The organism is Saccharothrix carnea (assembly GCF_003014735.1).
GTDB classification, from domain to species: Bacteria; Actinomycetota; Actinomycetes; order Mycobacteriales; family Pseudonocardiaceae; genus Actinosynnema; species Actinosynnema carneum.
The window spans coordinates 184,633-207,542 of the sequence record NZ_PYAX01000009.1 but is presented as its reverse complement, the minus strand read 5'-3'; the positions used below and the strand labels follow the sequence as shown (position 1 = coordinate 207,542).

The window sequence follows — 22,910 nt, the reverse complement described above, 5'->3', positions numbered from 1 at the left end:
GCCCTTCCCCGGTCCCTCAGTTGGCCGCGGAACCGGCGGACACGCCCTGCTCCGCGTCGTCCGCGCGCTCTCCCGGCGTCAACTGGTCGCTGAACTTGTCCACGAGCAGCGCCATCTCGTAGGCGATCTGGCCGATGTCGTAGCCGGGATCGGCCAGGATGGACAGGCACGAGCCGTCGCTGATCGCCATCAACAGCATGGTGCCGGCGTCCATCTCGACGATGGTCTCCCGGACGTTGCCCGCCTCGAACCACCGGGCCGCGCCCTCGGTGAGGCTCAGCAGCCCCGACGACACCGCGGCGAGCTGGTCCGCCCGATCCTCCGGCAGGGCGCCGGAGGCGGCGAGGAGCAGTCCGTCCGCGGAGACCGTGATGCCGTGCGCCACCCCGGGAACGCGGTCCACGAACTCGTTGATGAGCCACCGGCACTTGTCGACGAGTTCCTGGTACGTCAGCGACTTCGACTGTCCGCTCATTTCCCTGTCTCCCTCTCCAACACGGTCCAACCGCCTGTGTGTTGTGGTCGGCCTCGCATCCGGTCCTCTTGTTCCTTCGCCTTGCGCACACCGACCTGGTAGCTGGACAACCTGCGCCGCAGGTGTGCGGGGTCTCGTTCGATCGGCTTGGCCCGGTCGGGCCCGTCCGCACTTCCCGGCGGGAGGTGCGCGCCCTTCTGGCGCAGCGGCAGCCCGTCCTCCGTGTAGACGGTCTCCTGCCGCGGCGGTTCGGGCGGGGGTGGCGGCTGCGGTGCGGTATCGGCGCCCCGCTGGGGATCCGCCGCCCCGTCCTTCGCCTTGAACCACCGGGACGGCGCCCGCAGGTCCGCTCCCCCACCGGCCGGGCCACCCGCGGGCACCGCCGCGAGCACCGGCGTCGCACCGCGGTTGCCGGGAATCCGCACCGGCAGGTCCACGGGGACGTCGTCGTGCTCCGCGCCCTTGCGCTCGGCGGCCGGGCGACGCGCGTTCCGCGCGGCCTTGTCGCGTTCGGCACGCCACGCCTTCGACTTGCCGTACCAGGAAGAGACGCGGCGCCCACCTTCGTCGTCCTGCGCGGACCTCGTTTCCGGGGTCCTCACGGTGGTCATCACCGTCACCGGACCGGAAACGCCCGCGCGCACCGCTTCCTCCTCCAGCAGCACCGAACTGGGCACCGAGATGAGCGCCGACACGCCCTCGACGTCGTCGCCGCCGAACAGCTCGACCTTGAACCCGTGCCTGCCCGCGAGCCGGCCCACCACGAACAGGCCGGTGCGGCGCGAGCGGGCGATCTGCGCCGAACCCAGGTTCGTGAGCCGCTCGTTCGCCTTGCGGACGTCCTCGTCGGACATGCCGATCCCGTTGTCGAACACCCCGATGGACAGCCCCTCGTGCCTGCCCAGTTCGGCGTTGACGGTGACCTCCTTGTCCGGCGGGCTGAACGCCGTCGCGTTGTCGAGCAGCTCGGCGACGATCCGGATGAGGTCACCCGCCGCGGTGTTGGAGATCCGCACCGACGGGATGCCCAGCACCTTGATCCGCTGGTACTTGTCGACCTCGGACATCGCGGCCCGGAACACGGCCTCCATCGGCACCGGGTTCCTGGTCGCCCGCACCAGCTCCGTCCCCGCCAGCACGAGCACGTTCTCGTTGTTGCGCCGCATCCGCGTCACCAGGTGGTCGAGCTGGAACAACAGGCGCATGTCGGCGGGCGACCGGTCACCGCTCTCCAGGCGCTCGACCACCTCCAGCTGGCGCTGCAGCAACGCCTGCGACCGCCGGAACATGTTGACGAACACCTCGGTGTACCCGGCCCGGATGTCCTCGTTCTCCAGGTCGGCCCGCAACGCGGCCGCGCACAGCTCCTCGACCTGTCCGACGAGCAGGGCGAGACCGGCGTCCGACACCGCGGGAAGGCTCTTCCTCACCTCACCGACGTCCTTGCGGCCGAGCGCATCGGCCAGGACGTCGGCGAGCGCCACCGCGGCCAACGCGTCGATCTCGTTACGCATTAGGGTTTGTGCGTGGTGGAGGCGTCGCACTGTCACCACCACCACGGCCAAGAGCGCGACCGCGCCGACCGCGAGAGCCGCCACCGCCGGGCGAACCCAGCCATCGGCCCGGAACAGGGTCGCGAGGACCACCACCACGAGCTGCGTGAGCCCGATCGCGGCGAGCACGACGCCCAGACGTGTGTTCATGGCTGCTCCGTCCTGGTCATCCGGCATCCGGCAGCTGTGACAGCCCGGAGTAGACCCGCCGGAGCAGGTCCATCGACGGCAGGCCGTTGACGATGACGGCCGTCTCGTGCACGCGCAGGTAGCCCTTCCCGATGCACTCGCCGATGATCGCCAGCGTCAGGCCGAGCGGCGTGGAGACGCCGACCGCGACCTCGGCGACCGACTGGGGCACCAGGCACACCCGGCACACCTCCCGCTGGTCGGCGGTCATCTGCCGGGCGGGCAGCAGGGAGAAGGGGCGGGCGAGTTCGACCACGGTCTCGAAGCCGAGGTCGTCCGGGACGTCGGAACGATCGGCCGCGCGCACGTACGGCCGGATCAGCGCCGCGTCACCGAGTTCGGGCACCGGGTCGGGTTCGGGCTCCGGCTCGGCCATTCCGGTCGACGGCACCAGGCAGGATCGCCGCGAGCCCTCGTTCTCCTCCTCCACCAGGACCCTGATCGGCACCAGGTGGGTCAGCGCCTCCACGACGATCGCCGTGTCGGTCGCCGGGCCGGGTTCCTCCGCCGCGGACCGGTCGCGGAAGTCGTGCTCGGCCCACTCGCGGTAGTCGGTCCACCCCCCGAAGCGCGACGGCGCCGCGCGGTCGACCGGTGCTGTTGCGGTCCGCCTCCCGTTCGCCGTCATCGCCGCGCCCCGTGGTCGGTGCGCATGCCGATCCCCCGGTCGGACTCCGGCCAGACGTCGTCGAAGCGCTCCGCTTCCACCGGCGGGAGCACCGCGCGCCGCGGTTCCCGGTACGGCAGCGGAACGACGACGCGCAGCCCGTGCGGCGAGTCCGAAGTGGCGATCTCGACTTCGGTGGTGAGGGAGGAGAAGTTGGGCGACTGCGCGACGGCCACGGCGGCACCGGCGCCGACGAGCAAGCCGAGCAGTGCGGGGAGCATCCGCGGGTTGAGTCGCATCACTTGCGCCTTTCGAGGTCGTTTCCCGGCCGACTAGACGGGCGACAGCGGGGGTGGCCCGGCGAGCTGCCGGTCACCGGCCGCACCGGTGTCCGGCCAAGAGCCGGCTCGCAGCTTCTTCCCGTAGTCCAGCACCGCCACCGAGCGGTCGAACCCGATGACACCGGTGAGCCTGCCGTCACGCAGGTAGCCGGTGAGCGAGCGCTCCGCGGCGGACGCCTGGTCGAGCGAGACGTGCTCGGTGCCCACCGCGGGCATCCCGACGGCCTGGATCCGCAGCCCGTGCTGCTCGGACCAGAACCGGGGCACGGGGGTGAACGGCGTCGCCGACTCCCGGCCGCTCAACAGGCTCTCCGCCGCGGCCCGGCCCATCTCGATCGCGTTCGTCCAGTGCTCGACGCGCCGCGGCTTCCCGTCGAACCGCAGGTTCGGCCAGGACGCGACGTCACCGGCCGCGACCACGTCCTCCATACCCTCGACGTGGCACGTGGCCTCGCACACGACCCCGTTCTCCAGCCGTGCGCCGGAATCACGCAACCAGGAGACCGCCGGGACCGACCCGATCGCCACGACCACGCAGGAAGCGCTGATGCTCCGGCCGGTGGACAGCAACAGCTCCGCGCGGGACGCGTTACCCGACCAGGACCGCACGGAGGCACCGAGTTCGAGGCGGACCTTGTTGCGCCGGTGCAGGTCGGTGAGCCGGGTCGCCAGGTCGTTGTCGAGGAGGTTGTTCATCAACGTGCCGGTGCGCCCGACGATGGTGACGGACCGGTCCATGGACCGCAGGCTCGACGCGACCTCGCAGCCGATGAAACCGGAGCCGATCACCACCACCTGCTCCCGGGAGCGTTCGAGCAGGGTCTTCACCTTCCGCGTGTCCGCGCGGGTGCGGACCACCACGGCCCGCGGATGAGCGTTGAGCCCGCCTGGGTGCCTGCGCGGCTCGACGCCGCTCGCGATGATCAGCCCGTCGTACTCCAGCTCCTCCCCGCCGGGCAGGTGCACGACCCGCCTGCGCGGGTCCAGCTGGGTCACCGCGGTGTTCAGCCGCCAGGTCGCGTCGAGGCTTTCCGATGGGGCCGTCAGCACGTCCGCGGCACCGAGTTCGCCGGTGAGGAACTGCTTGGACAGCATCGGGCGGTGGACCGGCATGGTCGACTCGGACCCGATGATCACGACCTCACCGTCGAACCCGAGGTCGCGCAGCCGCTCGGCGGCGCACAGACCGGCGATACCGGCCCCGACCACCACGATCCTCGGCAATTCGTTCATACGTCCCTCCCGGCGACTTCGATGGCCCGCATCGGGCAGGACCGCGCCGCGGAGAGCACGTCCAGGTTGCGGGTGATGTCAGGGCTCTGCCGGTAGGCCAGCCGACCGTCCTCCTGGAGCTGGAAGACGTCGGGTGCCTCGGTCTGGCAGAAGCCGTAGCGGTGGCAGCGCTGGTTGTCGACGCTCACCGTGAGCGGTGCGGCCTTGTCCACCGGCGTCGTCCGCGCGGAATCGCCCTCGATGAGCCCGACCTTGGCCAACACCCTCGACGGCACGAACCGCACCGCCACCAACGCGAGGGCGGGCGCCGAGACGGTGAGACCGGCAAGCCACACGAGCTCGAAGTTGCCGTTGGCCCACGCTCCCCACCACGCGTGCGCGGCGGCGAGCACGAACACCGCGTACGCGGTCTGGTGGAACCGCAACCAGTTCCGGTAGCGGAAGACGCGGTGCATCCCGGCGGTGACGACGATCGCCACCATCAGGTCGAAGGCGATGATGCCGAGCGCGTGCCGGACGTAGCCGTTGAGGAACGGGATGAACACCTGCGAGCCCACGACGAGCTGTTCGTCCAGGAACCAGAACCCGAACCCGTGCACCGTCGCGGTCGCCAGGGTGAACGTGGCCAGCATGGCGTGCCCGCTGCGCAGCGCGTGGTGGCCGGTGAACCGGCGGACCCAGCCGGTGGCGGTGAAGATGCCCCAGCACAGCGTCAGGCACATCGTGAGGTAGGACAGCCGCGCGGAGAACGCCACCACGCTGCGCACGCCGTTGTCGTTGCCGGTGTAGCCGGCCGCGAGCACGTCGATGGGCAGGCCCGTCATCGAGATCACGTCCACGCCCCCGCCTCCTCTTCCTCGGCGGCCTCTTCGGGCCGCATCCGCGAGCCGAGCCGGACCACGAGCAACGTCCCGAAGCCCGCGGTCACCAGCAGGGCGATGCCGAGGACGAAGTCCACCGGCGCGGGCAGGGCCTGGTACCGCGCGTCGGTGCCGGAGTGCACCGCCAGCGCGTCGGACGTCGCCAGTCCCGTGCTCTCCAGCAGGGACATGTGCCGCGACACGTAGTCCTCGGCGATCGCGGCGGCGGAGCGGACGACGTCGTTCTCCGTCGTGGACCGCACCGCGGCGATGGCCATGTAGACCGACCCGTGCGCGGCCCTCGTCAGGTTGACGTAGATCCGGTCGAGCTCGTCACCGCTCGCCGCCCGGATCTCGTCCCGCCAGCCCTGCTGCTGCGGGGTCGGTGCCTGCGGCAACTGCACCTGCAAGCGGTCCGCGGCGTCGATGTTGGTCTGGTGGAGCACGTGGTGCTCTTCGGCGAGCCGCGCCGCCACCGCCCGCACCTTCGGGTTGGTGCTCCGGCGGGCGACGTCCTCGCTCGCGGGCGCCTCCCACAGACCGGCTTGCGCGACCGCGACGAGCATCTTCACGTCCGCCGGGTACAGCGGACCGTGCGGCGAGTCGATGGTCGTGTCGTTCCGGAGCTCTTGTCCCGGCGGGTCGCCGTCGTGCCAGCCGCTGGTCGCCGAGACACCGCACGCCCCGACCGTCCCGGTGACGGCCAGGACGAGCGCCAGCCGGACGGACAGCGATCGCCCGGCGCGCGTACGACCCGTACTACGCGAGAAAACGCTCATCAATGCCTTCACCTGGAAGTCCTGAGCCGGTATGTGGTCAAGCCCCGGCCACCACTGTTCAGGCTCACTCCACTTGCGACGGTGGCCATGGGTACTCCCGTTCGGTCTTGTCGTCAGCCACCACGAGTGTTCATCCGGCGACGTTCCCGGGTCAGCCATCGGGGACCACTGCTGCCCGAACTGACCGTCAGGTGTGCCCGAGTCCGCCCTCGAATCGGCGGGTTCGGTGCGGGCACGCCCAAGCTGCCGGCGCCTCGATGTCACGCTTCCGGGTCGAGTCGTTGCGCTGTCCGGCTGGATTCCGCCCGCAGCCGGACCCGGGCCGACTCCGGCTGCGCCATCGTGAGCGGCGCCCCCCTTCCAGAGTGTGACGCGAGGTGTCCAGGATGAGACGTCGTACCCGAGCCTTGCCCGTCCTCCACGCTCGACGCTCACGGCGGCGCGTCGTGACCGCTGCGGTGCTCTTGCTGGCAGCCCACCTGACCGCGGTTCCGGCCGTCGCACGCGCCGACGTCACCGGGCAGGAGGTCGCTTGGCAGGAGGTCGCGAGCAACGTCGTCGGCAGCCCGTCGGCGTCGTCACCGGTCCCGGGCCGCTACGACGTCGTGGTCAGCACGACGAACTTCCGCCTGGCCCGCTACTGGACCCAAGGCGCGTTGTCCGGCTGGGACCTGCTGCCGATGTCCAGCCCGACCTTGACGTTGTCCGCGGTCTCGATCGGCACCGGCGTCGTCATCAGCCGTGAGACCGGAAGCCTCGACGTGCTGGCCATCGGCTGCCGGACTGGCGGCTGCGGCCTGGTCCACTGGTCGGCGAGCGCGGGCGGTGCGTTCAGCGGACCCTCCCCGGTGGGCGGCGTCGGGCTGCGCGAACTCCGTCCGGCCGTCACCTCCTGGGACGCCACGCGCCTGGACGTCTTCGCCCAGGGCGTCGACGGGAGGCTCAAGCACTTCTGGCGCAACACCGGCCAAGCCTGGTCCGGTCCCGAGCACCTGCCCGAGGCCCTCTACCCGCTGAGCCCCCGGACCCCGCCGGCGGCGCTGACCCCCAACGGCCCCAACCACGTCAGCGCGTTCGTCACCCTCGACCTCTCCCAACGACCCGACGGCCGACACAGCCAGCGCATCGAGCAGCTCATCTTCACCGCCGACGGCTGGCAGTGGGCCACCTTGGGCTGCGGCATCGTCGAGCCCAACCGGGTCAACCCGCCCACCGCGACCTCCTGGGGACCGGGCCGGTCCGACCTGTTCGTCTCGAACGGCTACGACCGGGGCTGCCACTGGTGGGCGACCTCGGGTGACTACGTCAACCACTGGGACACCGTCGAACAGCCCGTCGCGTTGGGCACGCCGGACGGCATGGGCGCCATCACGGCGACCTCGCCGGCGGCGAACCGGCTCGACCTGTTCATGAACCGCAACGCGAGCACTTACCAGAAGTCCTGGACCGGGACCACCTGGACACCGTGGACCTCGATCGCCCTCATCCCGGCCGCGCTGTCGGAGGTGCTGGTCGCCACCGACCCGCGCCGCAACGCCATCCTGTTCGCGGTCGATCCCAACCGGCGCACCTTGGTCCGCCTCGTCCGCTGAGGCGCCGCTTCCGGGGTCGCCGCGTCACCCCGCGGCCCGGCGACGGCTTGACCGGAAACGCCGAAGTGGCGCCCCCGGAAAGTCCGGGGGCGCCACTTCTTGAGGGGTGGAGAGGTGGTCAGGCGGCCACAGGGGCGTCGGTGAGCGGTTTGGCCTTGGCGCGGCTGATGGTGATCGACAGCACGGCCGCGCCGATGCTGAGGAAGCCGGCGACGTACCAGGCGGGCGCGTAGTCGCCGAAGCTGTCGCGGGTGATGCCGGCCGCGGTGGAGGCGATGGCGGCACCGATCTGGTGCGAGGCGAAGACCCAGCCGAAGACGATCGGCGCCGACATGCCGAAGTGCTCGCGGCACAGGGCCACGGTCGGCGGCACGGTGGCGATGAAGTCCATGCCGTAGAAGATCACGAAGATGATCATCGGGCCGGTGATCGACTCGCCGAACAGCGAGGGCAGGACCAGCAGCGACGCGCCGCGCAGCACGTAGTAGACAGCCAGCAGGATGCGCGAGTCGAAGCGGTCGGTGAGCCAGCCGGACAGGATCGTGCCGATCAGGTCGAACACGCCGATCAGGGCCAGCAGGCCGGCCGCGGTGACGCTCGGCATGCCGTGGTCGTGCGCGGCCGGGATGAAGTGGGTGGCGACCAGGCCGTTGGTGGTGGCACCGCAGATGGCGAAGCCGAGCGCGAGGAACCAGAACGGCTTGGTGCGGGCGGCGTTCTTCAGGCCGTCGAGGGCGAGCCGCGCGGCGTTGCCGGTCGCGGGCGGGGCCGGCACGATCTCGTCCGCGCCGTACGGCGGGATGTTCACGTCGGCGGGGTGCTCGCGGAAGAACAGCAGCACCATCGGCACGGTCGCGAACGCGACCACGGCCACCACGATCGCGGCGGTGCGCCACCCGCCGTCGGACTCGCTCAGCGACGCCACCAGCGGCAGGAAGATCAGCGAACCCGTGGCGCCACCGGCCGAGAGCAGGCCGGTGACCAGGCCCTGGCGCTTGACGAACCAGCGCGTGCCGATGGTCGCCACGAACCCGAGCGAGATCGAACCGGCACCGAGGCCCACCATCACGCCCCAGAGGAGCACGAGCTGCCACGCCGACGACATGAAGATGGTCAACCCGCTGCCCAGCGCGATCAGCGCCATCGCGCCGGCGGTCACCCGGCGCACGCCGAAGCGCTCCATCAGGGCGGCGGCGAACGGGGCGGTGATGCCGTACAGGGCGAGGTTGACCGACATGGCGAAGCCGATCGTCCCGGTGGACCAGCCGAACTCCCTCTGGAGCGGCTCCACCAGCGCACCCGGGGTGGCGCGGAACCCAGCCGCGCCGACGAGTGCGACGAACCCGATGCCCGCGATCATCCAGGGCCAGAGATGCTTGTTGCGAATCACGGGGCAAGAGTGCTCGATCCGCGGCCGTTTCGGAAAGTGGCTTGAAGGCCATCCTGTGCAAGAATCGGGCCATGACCCGACCCCACCAGGTGGCCGTGCTCGCGCTGGACGAGGTCGTCGCGTTCGACCTCGGCACCCCGACGCAGGTCTTCAACGCCGCCCGCGACCGGGACGACCAGCGGCTCTACCAGGTCCGGATCTGCACACCCGGCGCCCGGCCGGTGCGCAGCGCGGCGGGGTTCACCATCATCCCCGAGCACGGCCTGGAGCTGCTGGCCGAGGCCGACACGATCATTGTCGCCGGGGTGTACTACGGCGCGCAGCCGCTGACCGACGGCACGCTCGACAAGCAGGTGCGGGACGCCCTGCGCACGGCGGCCCACTGGGGCGCGCGGGTCGTGTCGATCTGCACGGGCGCGTTCGTGCTGGCAGCGGCCGGTCTGCTGGACGGTCGCCGCGCCACCACCCACTGGGCGCACGCCGAGACGTTCCGCCGGCTGTTCCCCCAGGTCGACCTCGACCCGGGGGTGCTGTTCGTGGACGAGGGGCGCGTGCTCACCTCGGCCGGCGTCGGCGCGGGCGTGGACCTGTGCCTGCACATCGTGCGGGGCGACCACGGCAGCGAGGTGGCCAACATGGCCGCCCGCCGGTGCGTCGTGCCGCCCTGGCGGCCCGGCGGCCAGTCGCAGTTCATCGTGCAGCCGGTCCCGGAGGTGTCCGACACCTTCATCGCCGGGGTCCGGGCGTGGGCGCTGGAGCACCTGCACGAGCCGCTGGACCTGCACGCGATGGCCGCGCACGCCCGGATGAGCGTGCGCACGTTCACCCGGCGGTTCCGCGAGGAGACCGGGCTGAGCCCGGCCAAGTGGGTCACCCAGCAGCGCGTCGAACGCGCCCGGCACCTGCTGGAGACCACCGACCTGCCCATCGACCAGGTGGCCCGCCACTCGGGCTTCGGCACCGGCGCGACGTTGCGGCAGCAGATGGGCGCGACCCTCGGCGTGGCGCCCAGCGCCTACCGGACCACGTTCCGGTCGGCCGGCTAGGTGTACTGCCCCAGGAGGTCGTGGGCGGTCCGACACGTGGTCGGATGATGTCGGGATGAGGGAGGGCCTCCGGGCCCGGTGTGGTCCGGGGCGTCGCGGCCGCACGCGCACCAGCGCCGTTCGGCCCCGCGCTCGATGGCGACCACGGACCGTCTGACTCCTCGGAAGGGCACGCGCCACGCGACAGCGGTCCGGCGCCGGTCCGCTGGGGACCGGCGCCGGACCGCCGGGGGCGACCTGAGGGGGCATCAGGCCGGGGATTCGTCCGGTTCGGCGACGGTGACGCTGTAGAGGTCGAGTTCGCGGAACGGGTTGGGTTGGACGTCGCGCAGGCGCGTCGACCAGGCCGAGAGCGTGCTCTGGTACCAGACCGGGATGGTCGGCATGTCCTCCAGGATCATCCGCTCCGCCTGCTGGTACCGCGCCCACGCCTGCTCGCGGTCGGGGCTGCGGTCCGCGGCGGACAGCAGGGCGTCGACCTCGGGGTTGCTGTACTTGCCCACGTTGTCCGAGGCGCCGGTCCGGTACATCGGGGTGAGGAAGTTCTCGATCGACGGGTAGTCCGCGATCCAGCCGGAGCGGAACAGCGCGGTGACCTCCTGGGCGTTGAGCTTGCGGCGGAACTCGCCCATCGTCGGGATCGGCACGAAGCGGCACGGCACGCCGAGCGCCTCGGTGACCGACGCGCAGATCTCCTCCATCCAGGGCTGGTTCGGCGAGTCGACGTTGGACGTCAGCTCGATCTCGCCCTCGAACCCGGTCTCGTCGAACAGCTCCTTGGCCCGCTGGGGGTGGTAGCCGCACAGCTCGCCGCCCTGGTTCTCGGCGCGGCCGGACACGGCGGGCGGTACCAGGCCGTCCGCGGGCACCTGGTGGCCCTGGAAGATGCGGTCGATCAGCTTGACCCGGTCGATCGACATGGAGATCGCCTGCCGCACCCGCCGGTCGGCGTAGCGCGAGTCGTACAGCGGGAACGACACGGTCTGGATGCCGAGGTAGGTCCGGTCGTGGGTGCGGCCGGGCAGGTCGCGCTGGTACCGGTTGCCCTCCAGCGCCCAGTACGGGGTGACGTCGAGGTAGTCGAGCTTGTCGGCCATCACGTCGTGGTAGGCGTCGCCCAGGTCGCGGTAGACCCGGAACTCGACCCCGCCGATGTGGGGCTTGTCGTCGCCGGCGTAGCCCTCGTAGCGCTCGAGCAGGATGTACTTCTCCCGCTCACGGGACACGAAGCGGAACGCGCCGTTGCCGATCGGGTGCGCCTCGTAGGCCTCCCGGTCCTCGAAGAACGCCTTGGGCAGCGGGAAGAACGCGCTGCACCCGAGCGTGACGGGGAACTCGGAGAACGGCGCCGACAGCCTCACCACGAAGGTCAGGTCGTCGACCACCTTCAGGCCGGACAGCTCGGCGATCTTCGACTCGGGCGCGTTGACCTCCTCGAAGCCCTCGATGTGCGACAGGAAGCTGGCCGCCTGCATCTTGTTCGGTCCGTGCGCGGTGAAGTTCCACGCGTCGACGAAGCTGCTCGCGGTGACCGGCGTGCCGTCGTGGAACGTCCAGCCCGGCTTGAGCCGGATGGTGAACTCCGCGGAGTCCGCGGTCTCGATCGACTCGGCGACCGCGTTCCTCGGGTGGGCGTCCACCGCGTCGTAGGAGACCAGGCCCCGGAACAGGGCCGCGATCACCTTGACGCCACCGGACTCGGTGGTGTGGCCGGGGATCAGCGCGTTCTCCGGCTCGGTGCCGTGGTAGCTGATGACCGGGGCCTCGCCGGCCCGCGTGGTCGGGTCCGTACGGGTAGGTCGCACACTTCCTCCGTAACGCCGTGGGTTTGTGCTCAGCGCTGGTCGTTCAGCGCGTGGTACTGGCCGTGCAGGAAGACCAGGGCGGGCGCGTGCTGGTGCTCGTTGACCGCGACGACCTCGCCGACGACGAGAGTGTGGTCGCCCACGTCGAAGCTGTCCCAGAGCACGCACTCCAGCCAGCTCGCCGAGTTGAGCACCAGCGCGCCGGTCTCGTGCCCCGGCGTGGCGCGCAGCGCGCCGACCACGGGCGCCCGGGTGACCCGGTCCCTGGCGAGCTGCCTGGCGACCTCGCGGGCCCGGCTGTCCAGGATGGACACCGCCCACTTCTTGGTCTCCAGCAGGTCGGCCAGGAACGCCGAGTCGAGCCGCAGGGCCAGCGACACCAGCGGCGGGTCGAGCGAGACCGAGGTCAACGAGTTGACCGTGACCGCGTCGTGGCGCCTGCCTTCCGCACGATCGCTGTAGGTCGTCGCCACGCACACGCCGGTGGCGAAGTTCCGCATGACACCACGCAGGTCGAGTGGCATTGTGATCTCACCTTCCGGTGCCGCCGTGGGCCGGGGCACGGGTCAGATCGCCTGGGAGAAGGAGAAGACCCGGTCGGGGTCGTAGCGGCGCTTGACCTCCGCCAGCCGGTCGGCGTTGGGGCCGTGGTACGCGGCGCGCCAGTCGTCGAGGTCCGGGTCGGTGAAGTTCACGTAGGACGCGCCGGTGGCGTACTCGCCCATGTCCCGGTGCAGGTCGTGCAACCAGTCGAGGTTGCCGCGCACCACCTCGGGCGCCTCGTCCGGCAGCCACGCGGTGTCCATCGACACGAGGAACAGCACGTCCCGGTGCGGGAACGCGGTTTCGGTCACCGGCACGTCGTTGATCGCGCCGCCCCAGGTGAACAGGGCGGCACCGGCGCCGTCCGGGTTCGCGCTGCCGGGCCACTTGTCCACCGCGGTCACCAGGGTCCGCAGCCCGTCCTCGGACAGCGGCTCCGGCGTGCACCGGGTGCGCACCGCGAACGCGCCGCCCGCGGTCTCGTGGTGCAGGTAGTCCGCCGCCTCCCAGTAGGTCCGGTCGGCGATGTCGACCCGGGACGGCGGTGCCGCGGCCAGCGCGGGTGCGAGCAGCTCCCGCAGTTCCTCGGCGGGGCCGAGGTGCTGCCCGACCACCGACACGACGCCGGCCTGCCCCGCGGCGCGGCTCACGCCGATGCGGGCGGAGAAGGCGTTGGGCGCCAAGCGCATGACCTCCTGCATCACGGTCAGCACGTCCATCGCGTGCGGCCAGTCCCACAGCACCAGGCACGTGGACGCGGCCGGCACCGGGCGCGCCTGGAACGTGAACGAGGTGTTCACGCCGAAGTTGCCGCCGCCACCGCCCCGGCACGCCCAGAACAGGTCCGGGTTCTCGGTCTCGCTGCACGTCACCGTGCTGCCGTCGGCCAGGACGAGGTCGGTGGACACCAGCGAGTCGCAGGTGAGCCCCATCGCGCGGGACACCACCGAGACGCCGCCGCCGAGCACCAGGCCGCCGATGCCGACGTCGTCGGAGTTGCCCAGCGGGAAGACCAGGTCGTGCTCGCGCAGCGCGTCGTAGATCCTCCGCGTCCGCGCGCCGCCGCCCACGGTGACCAGCGCGGTCGACGGGTCCACGTGCACGTCGTCGAGGTCCTGCAGGTCGAGCACCAGGCCGCGGTTGACGGAGTTGCCCGCGTAGCTGTGCCCGCCACCGCGGGCGACGACCGGCACCCCGGCTTCCCTGGCCCAGCCGATCGCCCGGCCGACGTCGTCCGGTCCGGCCACGGACAGCACCGCGGCCGGCCGCACGTCGCGGAAGCGTTCGTTGAACGGCCTGCTGCGCTCCTCGAACCCGTCGTCGCCGGGCAGCCTCAGCCGCCCGTCGACCACGTCGCGCAACCCGTCCCACCCGGTCATGCCCACACTCCCCGTTCGCTCCGAAACCGATGGCCGCGTCGGCACTTCCTCGAGGTACGACACCCCGCTGGCGGCGTGGTCGCCGAAGCGCTGCCACTCCTCGCGCAGCACCAGCCGCCCGTCCGGGCGCTGCTGCGGCACGTTCACGGTGTGCCCGGAGATCACCTCGCCGGTGCCGAGCACCATGGTGTACGCCAGCCGCAGCGTGCCATCCGGCGAGCACACACCGGTGACCGTGCCCCGTCGCACCTTCCCGCCGGTGAAGTCGGCCCACACCAGGTCGCCGTCCTGGTGGTACTGGGCGACGGTGCCGTCGCCACCGCCCGCCTTCCGGAACAACCTGCCGTCGTAGTTGATCATTCGTCCACGTCCAGCAGCCCGGCGGGCATCTCCAGCACGGCGCCGCGCGGCTTCGGGGCCACCTCTTCGGCGTCCACGCGGACCAGCGCGCTCGCCTCGACCAACCGCTCCTCGCAGGTCTGCGGGTCGTCGGCCTGGCACACCACGAAGGAGTGCCGGGCGATGTAGCCGCCGGGGGGCAGCCGCAGCGTGGTGCCCGGCTCGACCATCGGGGACGCCGTCACCAGGCCGGGCGCGTCGGTCGGCACGGTCACCGAGCGGACCAGGCAGTCGTGCTCGGGGTAGCCGAACCGGATGCCGGCCACGCCGCGCCGGTCGCGGACGATGTCGGGCCGCTGCCCCAGGGCCACGTCCACCATGACCTCGCCGGGGTCGATGCCGGTGGCGGTCTTGCCCAGGAACGGGATCAGGTCGCCGCCGACCCGGCCGTTGATCTCGATGATCAGCGGGCCGCGGTCGGTCAACCGCACCTCGGCGTGGGTGATGCCGTCCTCGATGCCGAGCACCCGGTGGGCCCGCGCCAGCGTGTCGAGCAGCACCGGGTCGTCCAGCAGCGGGTCGGCGGCGTCGACGACGTGCCCGATCTCCTCGAAGTACGGGTGCTCGCCGGTGCGCTTGCGGGCCACGAACATGGGCAGGTACTCGCCCTTGTGCAGGGCGCCGTCGACGCTGATCTCCGGGCCGACGGCGTACTCCTCCACGATCGCGCCGCCGCGGTAGGGCTCGTCGCCGACCAGGCTGGCGTCGGAGGCGACCTGGAAGGCGTCGACCAGCTCCTGCTCGTCGCGGGCCAGCACCACGCCCATGCTGGCGCCGAGCGCGCGGGGCTTGACCACGACGGGGTAGCCGATCCGCTCGGCGGCGGCCCGCGCCTCGGCCAGGTCGGCGGTCATCGCGAAGCCGGGCTGGAGCAGCCCGCCCTCGGTCAGCCGGGTACGGGCGCTGTACTTGTCGCGGCAGCCGTGCACGCCGGGGATGCTGAGCCCGGGCACGCCGAACTCGGCGGCCAGTTCCGCGGCGGGCATGACCAGCGGCTCGTCCCAGCACAGCACGCCGACGACGGTGTGCCGGGCGGCGATCTCGCGGGCGGTCGTGGCCAGCAGCTCGTGGTCGAACACGTTGACCACGGTGATCTCGTCGAAGTACTCGTGCTGCCAGGTCGGCTGCAGGTTGTTGATCAGCACCAGCTGGTGGCCCGCCCGGCGGGCCCTGGCCGCGGCCGAGCGGACCAGGTACTCCCGGTAGAGCTTGAGCCCGCTGCCGATCACCAGCAGCACGGTCTTGGAGCTGCTCATGTCGTGGTTCCTCCTGTTTCGCAAGAAAGTGCTGGGGCGCCTCAACCGGCGCGCAGGGCGTCCGCGATCCGGTCGGCGACCAGGGGCGCGGTGCGGAACCCCGCGCCGCCGCTGGCCGCACGGGCCCAGACGGCCGGTCCCACGCGGACGAGGTGCGCGTCGCCGGTGCGCGCGTCCACCGCGTAGTGGCACCGCTTCACGGCGGCGACGGCGTACCGCTCCACGTCGGCCAGGATCTCCGCCGCCATGACCCGCTCGGCCCACCGGGTCTCGTCTTCGTCGTCTTCGTCGTCCACGTCGGACACCTCGCGGCAGACCGCGTCGGTGCTGATCTTCAGCAGCGTCCCGCCACCGGACGGCATCAGCCACGCGCGGCCGTCGACGCCGATCCGGCCCGCGCTGGGCGCGGTGTCCCACCAGCCGGCCAGCTCGTCCGGCGGGCGCAGGTACACCATGGTCTGCCGGTGCAGCACGGTCGGCAGGTCCACCAGGGACCTCGACCACGGGCCGCCGGCGACCAGGGTGAGGTCGCCCTGCTCGACCGTGCCGTCCGCCAGCGCCACGCGACCCGTCGCCGGGTCGACCGAGGACACCTCGCACCACGGGCGCAGCCGGGCCGCCGGGTGCTCGTCCAGCCAGCGCGCCGCGGTCCACAGCACGCGGTCGGCCAGCAGCACGCCCGCGTCGAGCTCCAGCACGCCGACCGAGCCCGCCGGGAACCGCACGTGCGGCAGCTCGTCCGGTTCGACGAGCTTGACCGCGAGGCCGGCCTCGGCGCCGAGCGCGGCGACCGACGCGGCCCGCCCGTCCGGCCACGCGGTCACCACGCCGACCCGGCGGTAGAAACCGGCGTCCGGCCCGCACAGCAGGGCCTCCAGCTCCAGCCACCGCTCGTAGGCCGACGCGGCCAGCCGGGTGCCCTCCGGATCGGTCGGGTCGAGCGCCCGGACGGCCCGGTGGTGGTCGAACGAGCTCGCACCGGGGTGCGGGATCGGGCCCCGGTCCAGCACGGTCACCAGGTGCCCGTCCCGCACGCACCGGATGGCGGTGAGCAGCCCGGTGACGCCCGCGCCGACCACGACCACCCGCCGGCGCGAGCCGTCCCGCACCGGTACCGGCCGGGCGTCCTCGGTCATCTCATCCCGTCCATTCGGGCAGCCGCGGCAGGCTCGTCGGCGTGACGGTCGTCGCGCCCGCCCCGGTCGGGATGTCCGTGTCCGGCAGCGCCTTCTCCGCCAGGTCGATCAGGATCGGCGCGGCGCACCGCAGCACCACCTCGACCTCGTGGCAGAAGTCGCCCTCCTCGCCCGGCCGCACCGACCACCGGGCCAGCCTGCCCAGCTGCTCGGCCAGCACCTCGGTCGCCCGGGTGAGGCTGAAGACCTCCAGCTCGTAGCAGGCGGCGAACCGCTCGACGATCCGGGTGGCCGCGCTCCGCGACCGCTCGGACACCGGCAGCGGACCGCGACCGGTGAACCGGTCCACCTCGTCCGCCACCCGGTTCCACGGCGCGACCAGGCGCGAGGACGTCACCCTGGCCAGCGCGGCCCGGCTGAAGTCGGTGCGCTGGTTCTCCGGGCTGGTCGCGGCCAGGTGGAACCTCACCAGGTCGCGCGGCACCTCGGCGACCAGCTCCCGGCCCCACACCACGTGGCCACGGCTGGTGGAGAACTTCGAGTTGTCCAGCTCGTAGAACTCGTTGGTGACGAACTCCTCGGGCAGCAGGTACCGGCCGTCCGCGGCCAGCAGCATCGCCACCATCGCCACCGCGAACGGGTAGGTGTTGTCGAAGCCGAGGAAGTAGACGACCTTCGTGCCCGCGTCGGCGAGCCACATCTCGTCGTCGACGGCGAGCGGCACCCCGCGCCGCTCGGCCGACAGCGTGCCGCAGTAGATGCTCCACGCGGCGGGCTCGGCGTTCGGGTTGATCCGCTGGCCGGCGACTTCCGGGAACGGCGCCGGGATGCCCCACGAGGTCGGGTAGGTGACCGGGTAGTCCGGCAGCGGCCGGGACAGCATCTCCCGGATCGCCTGCGCCATGTGCGGCCGCATCGCCCGGCCGTGCACCGCGAAGTGCTCGCGGATCTGCTCGCGGTACCGCTCCATGGGCAGCACGAGCACCTGCGTCTCGCGCAGCTCCAGCGGGTCGTCGGGGTCGACCGTCGACTTGGGGTCGATCAGGTCGCCCGCGGCGATCGGGTGGCCGCAGCTCTCGCAGAGCCCCGCGCACCCCTCCGCGAGGCACAGCGGGCAGCCGCCCTTCACGAAGCCGTCCACCAGGTACTCGCCGGTCGCCGGGGAGTACGGGAAGGTCATCGTGCGCAGCTCGAACTTGCCCGCCGCGTGCAGCCGCTCGACGAACCCGAGCACCGCCTTGACGAACCGGTCCTCGTCGCCGGTGTACCCGTCGACGTCGATCCCGACCGCGGCCAGCGTCGACTCGATCTGCTCCGCCGAGCGCGCCACCAGCTCCTGCGGCGTCACGCCCAGCCGGTGCGCCGTGGTGACCACGTAGGTGGAGGTGTCCTGGAAACCGGTGGCCAGCAGCGCTTCGCGACCGGTGGCCCGCAGGTACCGGGCGTGCACGTCGGCGGCCAGGAACGGACCGGCGACGTGCCCGAGGTGCAGGTCGCCGTTCGCGGTCGGGGCCGGCGAGATGATCAGCGTCGGTCGGCTCACCGCGACCGCTCCTCGTGCCGGGCGAGGAACTTCTCGGACATGTCGGCGTCCCACCAGACGCCGTAGTACTCGAAGTCCTCGGCGCCGCCGTTGACGACCTTGTGCGTGCAGCCCGGGGGCAGGTGCACGATGTCGCCCGCGACGAAGTCGTGCCGCTCGCCGTCGACATCCAGCTCGGCGGCGCCCTTCATGGCGATGAAGATCTCGTACTCGTGGTGGGAGTGCGGCGTGGACTCGGTGCCCGCGCGCAGCACGCACCAGGCGCCCTCGAACGGGGCGTTGAGCGCGGGCCAGGGCAGCAGGCGCTGGCCGTCCAGGCCGTACGCCGGCTCTAAGTTGTCCCGGTCCAGCTTGCGGATCTCGACCATGTCGTTCACACCTCCGCGGTGACTTCGGCGACCGTGCGGCGGGCGAGCAGGTCCTCGGTGATGTCCTGGGAGCGGTGCGCCAGCACGCTGATCAGCGAGTCGGCGATGCCGTGCGTCTGCTCGTTGACGCCCTGGAGGTAGATGGCGCCCCAGGCGGAGTCGCCGAGGTCGACCCGGTAGCGCCGGCTGACGTTGACGTCGACGAGGCCCATCCGGTCCGCCAGGTCGCCGACCATCGCGGGCATCCGCGGGTCGTAGCCGGTGCCGAGGAACACCGCGTCGCAGCGCAGCGGCTCGACCTTGGCGCTCTTGCGGTCGCGCAGGTCGAGCACGACCTCGTCGCCGTCCATCCGCGCGCCGACGACCTCGGTCAGGCTCCGCACCGAGGACCGCTGCCGCCCCAGCATCTTCTGCTGGTACAGCATCGAGTAGATCTCCTCCAGGAACGGCGGCGCGAGGCCCGCGTAGTTGGTCAGGCGCATCTCGTCGAGCACCTGGGACCGCGCCTCGGGGAGCATGGTGTAGAACTCGTCGACGAACGACGGGTAGAACAGCTCGTTGACGAACTTGCTCGTCTGGTAGTTCTGCAGGCCGATGGAGCGCAGCACCAGCGTCGGCTCGCTGTCCGGGAAGTCCTGGTGCAGCGCCATGAACATCTCCGCGGCGCTCTGCGCGCCACCGATGACCACCGGGCGCAGCGGCCGGTCGGACGGCGGCGTCAACCCGGCGATCCGGCCGGAGTACTGGGTGCTGTGCACCACCCGCTCCTGCGGCAGGTCGCGGAACACGTCGGGGACGTGCGCGTCCCGGCCGGTGCCGACCACCAGGTCGCGGCACGTGATGGTGTCGCCGTCGGACAGCGTGACGGTCCACCCGGCGACCGAGCCGTCCTCGGCGTAGCGCGGGTCGATCCGCTCGGTGCGGGCGTTGTAGCGGATGCGGACCTGCTCCAGGCCGTCCGCGACCCACTGCTGGTAGGCGGAGAGCTGCCAGCGGTAGGGGTTGAAGGTCGACAGGTTCACGAAGTCGTCCAGCTGCCCCTGCTGGTGCAGGTAGTTCAGGAACGAGAACCGGCTGCGCGGGTTGCGCAGGGTCACCAGGTCCTTGAGGAACGACACCTGGCTGCGTGCCCACGGCAGCAGCAGGTTGCGCTGCCACTTGACGTCCGGATACTGCTCCAGCACCAGGGTGCTCTCCGCCACTTGGCGCTCACCGGACTCCTCGATCGCGACGGCGAGCGCCAGGTTCGACGGTCCGGCACCGATCATGAGAACTTCGACATCTTGCCCAGTCACATTCCCCACCTGACTACTAGGTCGGCTCACCCGCCGGGCAGCGGGCCCGCGGGTCGGATGTTCCTGCGCACCGGGCACTGCGTGGCTCGGCACGACTTCCGGCGCTGACACCGGCACGGCGCGGTCCGCGTCACGGCCCGCTCGGACCGCCGGATGCCTTGCGCCACAGAGAAACCTCACCCGGTCCGGATGCCGTCGCGAACGAGTCCGCCAGGGACCGACGTCGACCGGGGAGGGACGATCAGCTCTTCTTGCCGCCGCCGATGACGCCGAGCGACAGCGCGAAGGACGGCTTGCTGCCCAACAGGTACGCCCCCGCGGACTGCAGGATGCGGTCCTGGGCAACCACGTGCTGGCACATCGTGTTCGTGTCGCGCAACCACCGGTCCATGGGCGAGCGCTGGTAGATGGACGAGGTCTGGAGCAGGTCGTACAACCGCGACACGATCGAGCGCGCGGTGCGGAAGGCGTGCCTGCGGGACAACGGGAGCGCGGCCCGCTCGTCCGCCGTCAGGTCGTCCAGGGTGCCGCCCGCCGACAGCACCTCGTGCTGCCGCCGCAGGGCGCCGTACACCGCGTGCCGCGTGGCCGCGAAGTCCGCCTCGCAGTCGGCGATGGTGACCTGGGTGCGGTAGTCGTCGGCCATCGCACCGGCCGGGCCCACCTTGGTCGAGGCGATCTCCCGCACGTGGTCGAGCGCGGCACGGGCCACCCCGAGCGGCACGCCGGGCATGTTGCGCATGTGCACCTCCGGCTGGGCCAGCGGGCCCTCGCCGTTGCGCACGGTGTCGAAGGTGACGGTGCGACCCTCGGGCACGAAGATGTCGGTGATCGCGTAGTCGCAGCTGCCACTGCCGGCCAGGCCGGTGGTGTGCCACGTGTCGATCACCTCGACGTCGGCGCGCGGCACGATGAACAGCTTGGAGTCGTGCGGGTCGCCGTCCGCACCGGGTTCCGGCTGGCCGTCCCGGTAGATGAACGCACCGGAGATCACCCAGTCGGCGTGCGTGATGCCGCTGCCGAACTGCCAGCGGCCGGTGAGCCGGTACCCGCCGGGGACCAGTTCGGCCCGCCCGGTCGGGAACAGCAGGCCGGCGGTGACCATGTCGAGGCTGGTGAACATCTCCTTGGCCACGGCCTCGTCCAGGAACTGCGCGTACAGCCCGGAGTCCGAGCCGATCATCGCGCACCAGCCGGCACCCGCGTCGCCGTAGGACAGCGCCTCGATCACCTCGGTCTGCTCCACCGAGTTCAGCTCGGGACCGCCCCAGTTGCGGCCGAAGCCCATCCGGAACACACCGGTCCCGCGCAGCACCTCCACCAGGTCGGCGGGCAGGCGGCGCGCGCTCTCGATCTCGGCCGCGCGCTGGCGCAGCAGCGGCGCGACGGCCTTGGCACGCGCCAGGATCTCCGCCGCCGGCGAGTCCGGCGACACCGGGTCGGCGCCCACCCCGATCGTGCCGGTCTGAACATCTGTGGCTGTCATCCGCTCGCTTCCCCTCGGCTGCGCTGATGTCACCCGATTCAAACCAGCGGGTCCGTTGACTGGAAGGATTGACCGGATCAGACAATCAACCGAAGAAAAACACCGCGATCAGCGGCGGTGATCGGGATGTTCTCCGTCAGCGGTCCGCCGCCTCGCCGTGCGCGACCAGGTGCGCCGCCACGACCGCCCGCCACGGCCGCCACCTCTCGGCCGCCTCCTCCGGATCGCCGGCGCCGAGTTCGCGCAACGCCCGGTGGACGGCGGGGGCGTCCGCCGGGAAGGCGTCCCGGTGTCCCAGGCGCAGCGCGATCTGCTCCGCCGCGGCCCGCCCGATCCCCTCGACCGCCGTCAGGCCGGTGACCAGGTCCGCCGAGGACGCGCCGCCGTCCAGCACGATGTCGCCGTCGGCCACCCGCCGCGCCAGCCTGCGCAAGGTGTCGGCGGCGGCGGTCGGCAAGCCGATCCCGGTCAGCTTCTCCCCCGCCAGGACCTCGGCCGAGGGGAACAGGTGCGTCAGCCCGTGCGTCAGGCCGGGCACCGGCAGCCCCAACCGCCGGACCAGCGCTCCCATCCGGTCCCTGGTCCACGGCAGGTCGCCGTGCTGCGCCAGGACCGCGTGCACGGCCACCTCGAAGGCACCCCAAGCGCCGGGTGCCCGCAGGCCGGGCCGGGCCGACACCAGCGGCCCGACGACCGGATCCGCCGCCAGGTCCTCCACCGCCGGACCGGTCTCCACGTCCACCGCGACCATGCGGCTCGCCCGCTCCACGACGTGGATCAGGCCCTCCCAGTAGGGCAGGTGCGCCACCAGCACGAGGTTGTCCTGCTCGCCGGGGTGCACCTCCAGCAGGCCGGCCTCGCCGTCCAGGCTGATCGTGCGGCGGTACACCCGTCCCTCGACCGACTCGACGCCCGGTACCGCCCTCGCGGCGAGGTGCTCGAGGACGCCGTCCCAGTCGAACGGCCGGCGGAACGGCAGCCGCATCGCCAGCCCGCCGTCCGCCGCCAGCCGGTCGGCCCGTCGCCTGCGCAGCCGCAGCTCGCTCGGCACGGCCCGGAACACCTGGCGCATCTCCCGGTTGAACTGCCGCAGGCTGCCGAAACCGGACGCGAACGCCACGTCGGCCACGGCCAGGTCGGAGTCGTCGAGCAGCCTGCGCGCGAAGTGCGCGCGACGCGACCGCGCGAGCTGGTCGGGGGTCACCCCCAGGTGGTCGTTGAACAGCCTGCGCAGGTGGCGCGGCGACACGCCCAGCCGCGCGCCGAGGGTGACCTCCGTGCCACCGTCGAGCACCCCGTCCAGGATCAGCTGCACCGCGCGGCACACCAGCTCGGGCGCCTCGGGGCCGACCGGACCGGCGACCCGGTACGGGCGGCAGCGCAGGCAGGCGCGGAACCCGGCGGCCTCGGCGGTCGCGGCCAGCTCGAACGTGCGCACGTTCTCGGCGAGCGGCCTGGCCGGGCAGCCCGGCCGACAGTAGATGCCGGTGGTCACCACCGCCGTGAACGTCGTCATGTCGCAGGAATACAGGGATCGCCACCCGGCCCGCTACCGGGACCGCCGGGATGTCCGCATCTGACCAGACACCCTCCGGGCGGCTCCGAGATCCTCTAGACGCGTTCACGCCGCGTTGG

20 protein-coding genes are annotated in these 22,910 nt (G+C 71.9%); 2 read left to right on the top strand and 18 right to left on the bottom strand.

The window, feature by feature from the left end; translation table 11 throughout:
- Positions 1-16: 16 nt before the first annotated feature.
- Genes B0I31_RS26340 through B0I31_RS26305 form a run of 7 tightly spaced genes read right to left on the bottom strand, consistent with a single transcriptional unit; the run spans position 17 to position 6,037 of the window.
- Positions 17-475 carry a roadblock/LC7 domain-containing protein gene (locus tag B0I31_RS26340; protein ID WP_106618071.1) on the bottom strand — a complete coding sequence of 153 codons (459 nt, stop codon included), beginning with the start codon at positions 473-475 and terminating at the stop codon, positions 17-19.
- Positions 472-2,178, bottom strand: coding sequence for a sensor histidine kinase (locus tag B0I31_RS26335; RefSeq protein WP_106618070.1), 1,707 nt, complete (start codon positions 2,176-2,178; stop codon positions 472-474). The genes B0I31_RS26340 and B0I31_RS26335 overlap by 4 nt, the downstream gene beginning before the upstream one ends.
- 16 nt (positions 2,179-2,194) lie before the next feature.
- Positions 2,195-2,845, bottom strand: coding sequence for a DUF742 domain-containing protein (locus tag B0I31_RS26330; protein ID WP_106618069.1), 651 nt, complete (start codon positions 2,843-2,845; stop codon positions 2,195-2,197).
- On the bottom strand, positions 2,842-3,123 hold the full coding sequence (locus B0I31_RS26325) for a hypothetical protein (RefSeq protein WP_073894057.1): 282 nt from the start codon (positions 3,121-3,123) through the stop codon (positions 2,842-2,844). Before B0I31_RS26325 ends, B0I31_RS26330 begins: the two co-directional genes overlap by 4 nt.
- Before the next feature lie 33 nt (positions 3,124-3,156).
- Complete coding sequence (locus B0I31_RS26320) at positions 3,157-4,398, bottom strand: NAD(P)/FAD-dependent oxidoreductase (RefSeq protein WP_106618068.1); 1,242 nt, start codon at positions 4,396-4,398, stop codon at positions 3,157-3,159.
- Positions 4,395-5,237: a 4Fe-4S domain-containing protein gene (locus tag B0I31_RS42000; protein WP_245950433.1), complete on the bottom strand. Its 843-nt coding sequence runs from the start codon at positions 5,235-5,237 to the stop codon at positions 4,395-4,397. Before B0I31_RS42000 ends, B0I31_RS26320 begins: the two co-directional genes overlap by 4 nt.
- Positions 5,228-6,037 (bottom strand): DUF4142 domain-containing protein, encoded by an 810-nt coding sequence (locus B0I31_RS26305; protein WP_181320393.1) that lies wholly within the window; start codon positions 6,035-6,037, stop codon positions 5,228-5,230. The genes B0I31_RS42000 and B0I31_RS26305 overlap by 10 nt, the downstream gene beginning before the upstream one ends.
- Positions 6,038-6,483: 446 nt before the next feature.
- Between B0I31_RS26305 and B0I31_RS26300 the strand changes: the two genes are divergently transcribed.
- Positions 6,484-7,629: a DUF8189 domain-containing protein gene (locus B0I31_RS26300; RefSeq protein WP_106618066.1), complete on the top strand. Its 1,146-nt coding sequence runs from the start codon at positions 6,484-6,486 to the stop codon at positions 7,627-7,629.
- 118 nt (positions 7,630-7,747) lie between these two features.
- On the opposite strand, the gene B0I31_RS26295 is transcribed toward B0I31_RS26300, so the two are convergent.
- Positions 7,748-9,019: an MFS transporter gene (locus B0I31_RS26295; protein ID WP_106618065.1), complete on the bottom strand. Its 1,272-nt coding sequence runs from the start codon at positions 9,017-9,019 to the stop codon at positions 7,748-7,750.
- 71 nt (positions 9,020-9,090) lie between these two features.
- On the opposite strand from B0I31_RS26295, the gene B0I31_RS26290 reads away from it, so the two are divergent.
- Positions 9,091-10,065, top strand: a complete 975-nt coding sequence (locus B0I31_RS26290) for a GlxA family transcriptional regulator (protein WP_181320391.1) — start codon at positions 9,091-9,093, stop codon at positions 10,063-10,065.
- Positions 10,066-10,313: 248 nt separating this feature from the next.
- Here the strand turns inward: B0I31_RS26290 and B0I31_RS26285 are convergent, their stop codons facing one another.
- From B0I31_RS26285 to B0I31_RS26240, 10 genes are all read right to left on the bottom strand, one after another.
- Complete coding sequence (locus B0I31_RS26285; RefSeq protein WP_106618064.1) at positions 10,314-11,870, bottom strand: peptide ABC transporter substrate-binding protein; 1,557 nt, start codon at positions 11,868-11,870, stop codon at positions 10,314-10,316.
- 29 nt (positions 11,871-11,899) lie between these two features.
- Positions 11,900-12,394, bottom strand: a complete 495-nt coding sequence (locus tag B0I31_RS26280; protein ID WP_106618063.1) for a flavin reductase family protein — start codon at positions 12,392-12,394, stop codon at positions 11,900-11,902.
- 42 nt (positions 12,395-12,436) lie between these two features.
- Entirely contained in the window at positions 12,437-14,152 is a 1,716-nt protein-coding gene (locus B0I31_RS26275; protein WP_245950430.1) for an FAD-binding oxidoreductase, read from the bottom strand.
- A complete protein-coding gene (locus tag B0I31_RS26270; RefSeq protein WP_106618062.1) occupies positions 14,149-15,447 on the bottom strand; it encodes an ATP-grasp domain-containing protein in 1,299 nt (432 codons plus the stop codon). Before B0I31_RS26270 ends, B0I31_RS26275 begins: the two co-directional genes overlap by 4 nt.
- A 41-nt stretch (positions 15,448-15,488) precedes the next feature.
- On the bottom strand, positions 15,489-16,583 hold the full coding sequence (locus B0I31_RS26265) for an FAD-dependent oxidoreductase (RefSeq protein WP_106618061.1): 1,095 nt from the start codon (positions 16,581-16,583) through the stop codon (positions 15,489-15,491).
- A 1-nt stretch (position 16,584) separates the two neighbouring features.
- Positions 16,585-18,126, bottom strand: coding sequence for a class I tRNA ligase family protein (locus B0I31_RS26260; protein ID WP_106618060.1), 1,542 nt, complete (start codon positions 18,124-18,126; stop codon positions 16,585-16,587).
- A complete protein-coding gene (locus B0I31_RS26255) occupies positions 18,123-18,494 on the bottom strand; it encodes a cupin domain-containing protein (protein WP_106618243.1) in 372 nt (123 codons plus the stop codon). The genes B0I31_RS26260 and B0I31_RS26255 overlap by 4 nt, the downstream gene beginning before the upstream one ends.
- 5 nt (positions 18,495-18,499) lie before the next feature.
- Positions 18,500-19,789, bottom strand: coding sequence for a lysine N(6)-hydroxylase/L-ornithine N(5)-oxygenase family protein (locus B0I31_RS26250; protein WP_106618059.1), 1,290 nt, complete (start codon positions 19,787-19,789; stop codon positions 18,500-18,502).
- 241 nt (positions 19,790-20,030) lie between these two features.
- Positions 20,031-21,275 carry an acyl-CoA dehydrogenase family protein gene (locus tag B0I31_RS26245; RefSeq protein ID WP_106618058.1) on the bottom strand — a complete coding sequence of 415 codons (1,245 nt, stop codon included), beginning with the start codon at positions 21,273-21,275 and terminating at the stop codon, positions 20,031-20,033.
- A 136-nt stretch (positions 21,276-21,411) separates the two neighbouring features.
- Positions 21,412-22,791 (bottom strand): DNA-3-methyladenine glycosylase 2 family protein, encoded by a 1,380-nt coding sequence (locus tag B0I31_RS26240; protein WP_106618057.1) that lies wholly within the window; start codon positions 22,789-22,791, stop codon positions 21,412-21,414.
- Positions 22,792-22,910 lie beyond the last annotated feature (119 nt).

Coding starts and splice junctions, on each gene's coding strand:
- B0I31_RS26275 (WP_245950430.1), bottom strand. CDS start 14,152: ATGATCAACTACGACGGCAGGTTGTTCCGGAAGGCGGGCGGTGGCGAC.
- B0I31_RS26255 (WP_106618243.1), bottom strand. CDS start 18,494: ATGGTCGAGATCCGCAAGCTGGACCGGGACAACTTAGAGCCGGCGTAC.
- B0I31_RS26245 (WP_106618058.1), bottom strand. CDS start 21,275: ATGACAGCCACAGATGTTCAGACCGGCACGATCGGGGTGGGCGCCGAC.
- B0I31_RS26320 (WP_106618068.1), bottom strand. CDS start 4,398: ATGAACGAATTGCCGAGGATCGTGGTGGTCGGGGCCGGTATCGCCGGT.
- B0I31_RS26305 (WP_181320393.1), bottom strand. CDS start 6,037: ATGAGCGTTTTCTCGCGTAGTACGGGTCGTACGCGCGCCGGGCGATCG.
- B0I31_RS26240 (WP_106618057.1), bottom strand. CDS start 22,791: ATGACGACGTTCACGGCGGTGGTGACCACCGGCATCTACTGTCGGCCG.
- B0I31_RS26290 (WP_181320391.1), top strand. CDS start 9,091: ATGACCCGACCCCACCAGGTGGCCGTGCTCGCGCTGGACGAGGTCGTC.
- B0I31_RS26335 (WP_106618070.1), bottom strand. CDS start 2,178: ATGAACACACGTCTGGGCGTCGTGCTCGCCGCGATCGGGCTCACGCAG.
- B0I31_RS26340 (WP_106618071.1), bottom strand. CDS start 475: ATGAGCGGACAGTCGAAGTCGCTGACGTACCAGGAACTCGTCGACAAG.
- B0I31_RS26265 (WP_106618061.1), bottom strand. CDS start 16,583: ATGACCGAGGACGCCCGGCCGGTACCGGTGCGGGACGGCTCGCGCCGG.
- B0I31_RS26330 (WP_106618069.1), bottom strand. CDS start 2,845: ATGACGGCGAACGGGAGGCGGACCGCAACAGCACCGGTCGACCGCGCG.
- B0I31_RS26325 (WP_073894057.1), bottom strand. CDS start 3,123: ATGCGACTCAACCCGCGGATGCTCCCCGCACTGCTCGGCTTGCTCGTC.
- B0I31_RS26270 (WP_106618062.1), bottom strand. CDS start 15,447: ATGAGCAGCTCCAAGACCGTGCTGCTGGTGATCGGCAGCGGGCTCAAG.
- B0I31_RS26280 (WP_106618063.1), bottom strand. CDS start 12,394: ATGCCACTCGACCTGCGTGGTGTCATGCGGAACTTCGCCACCGGCGTG.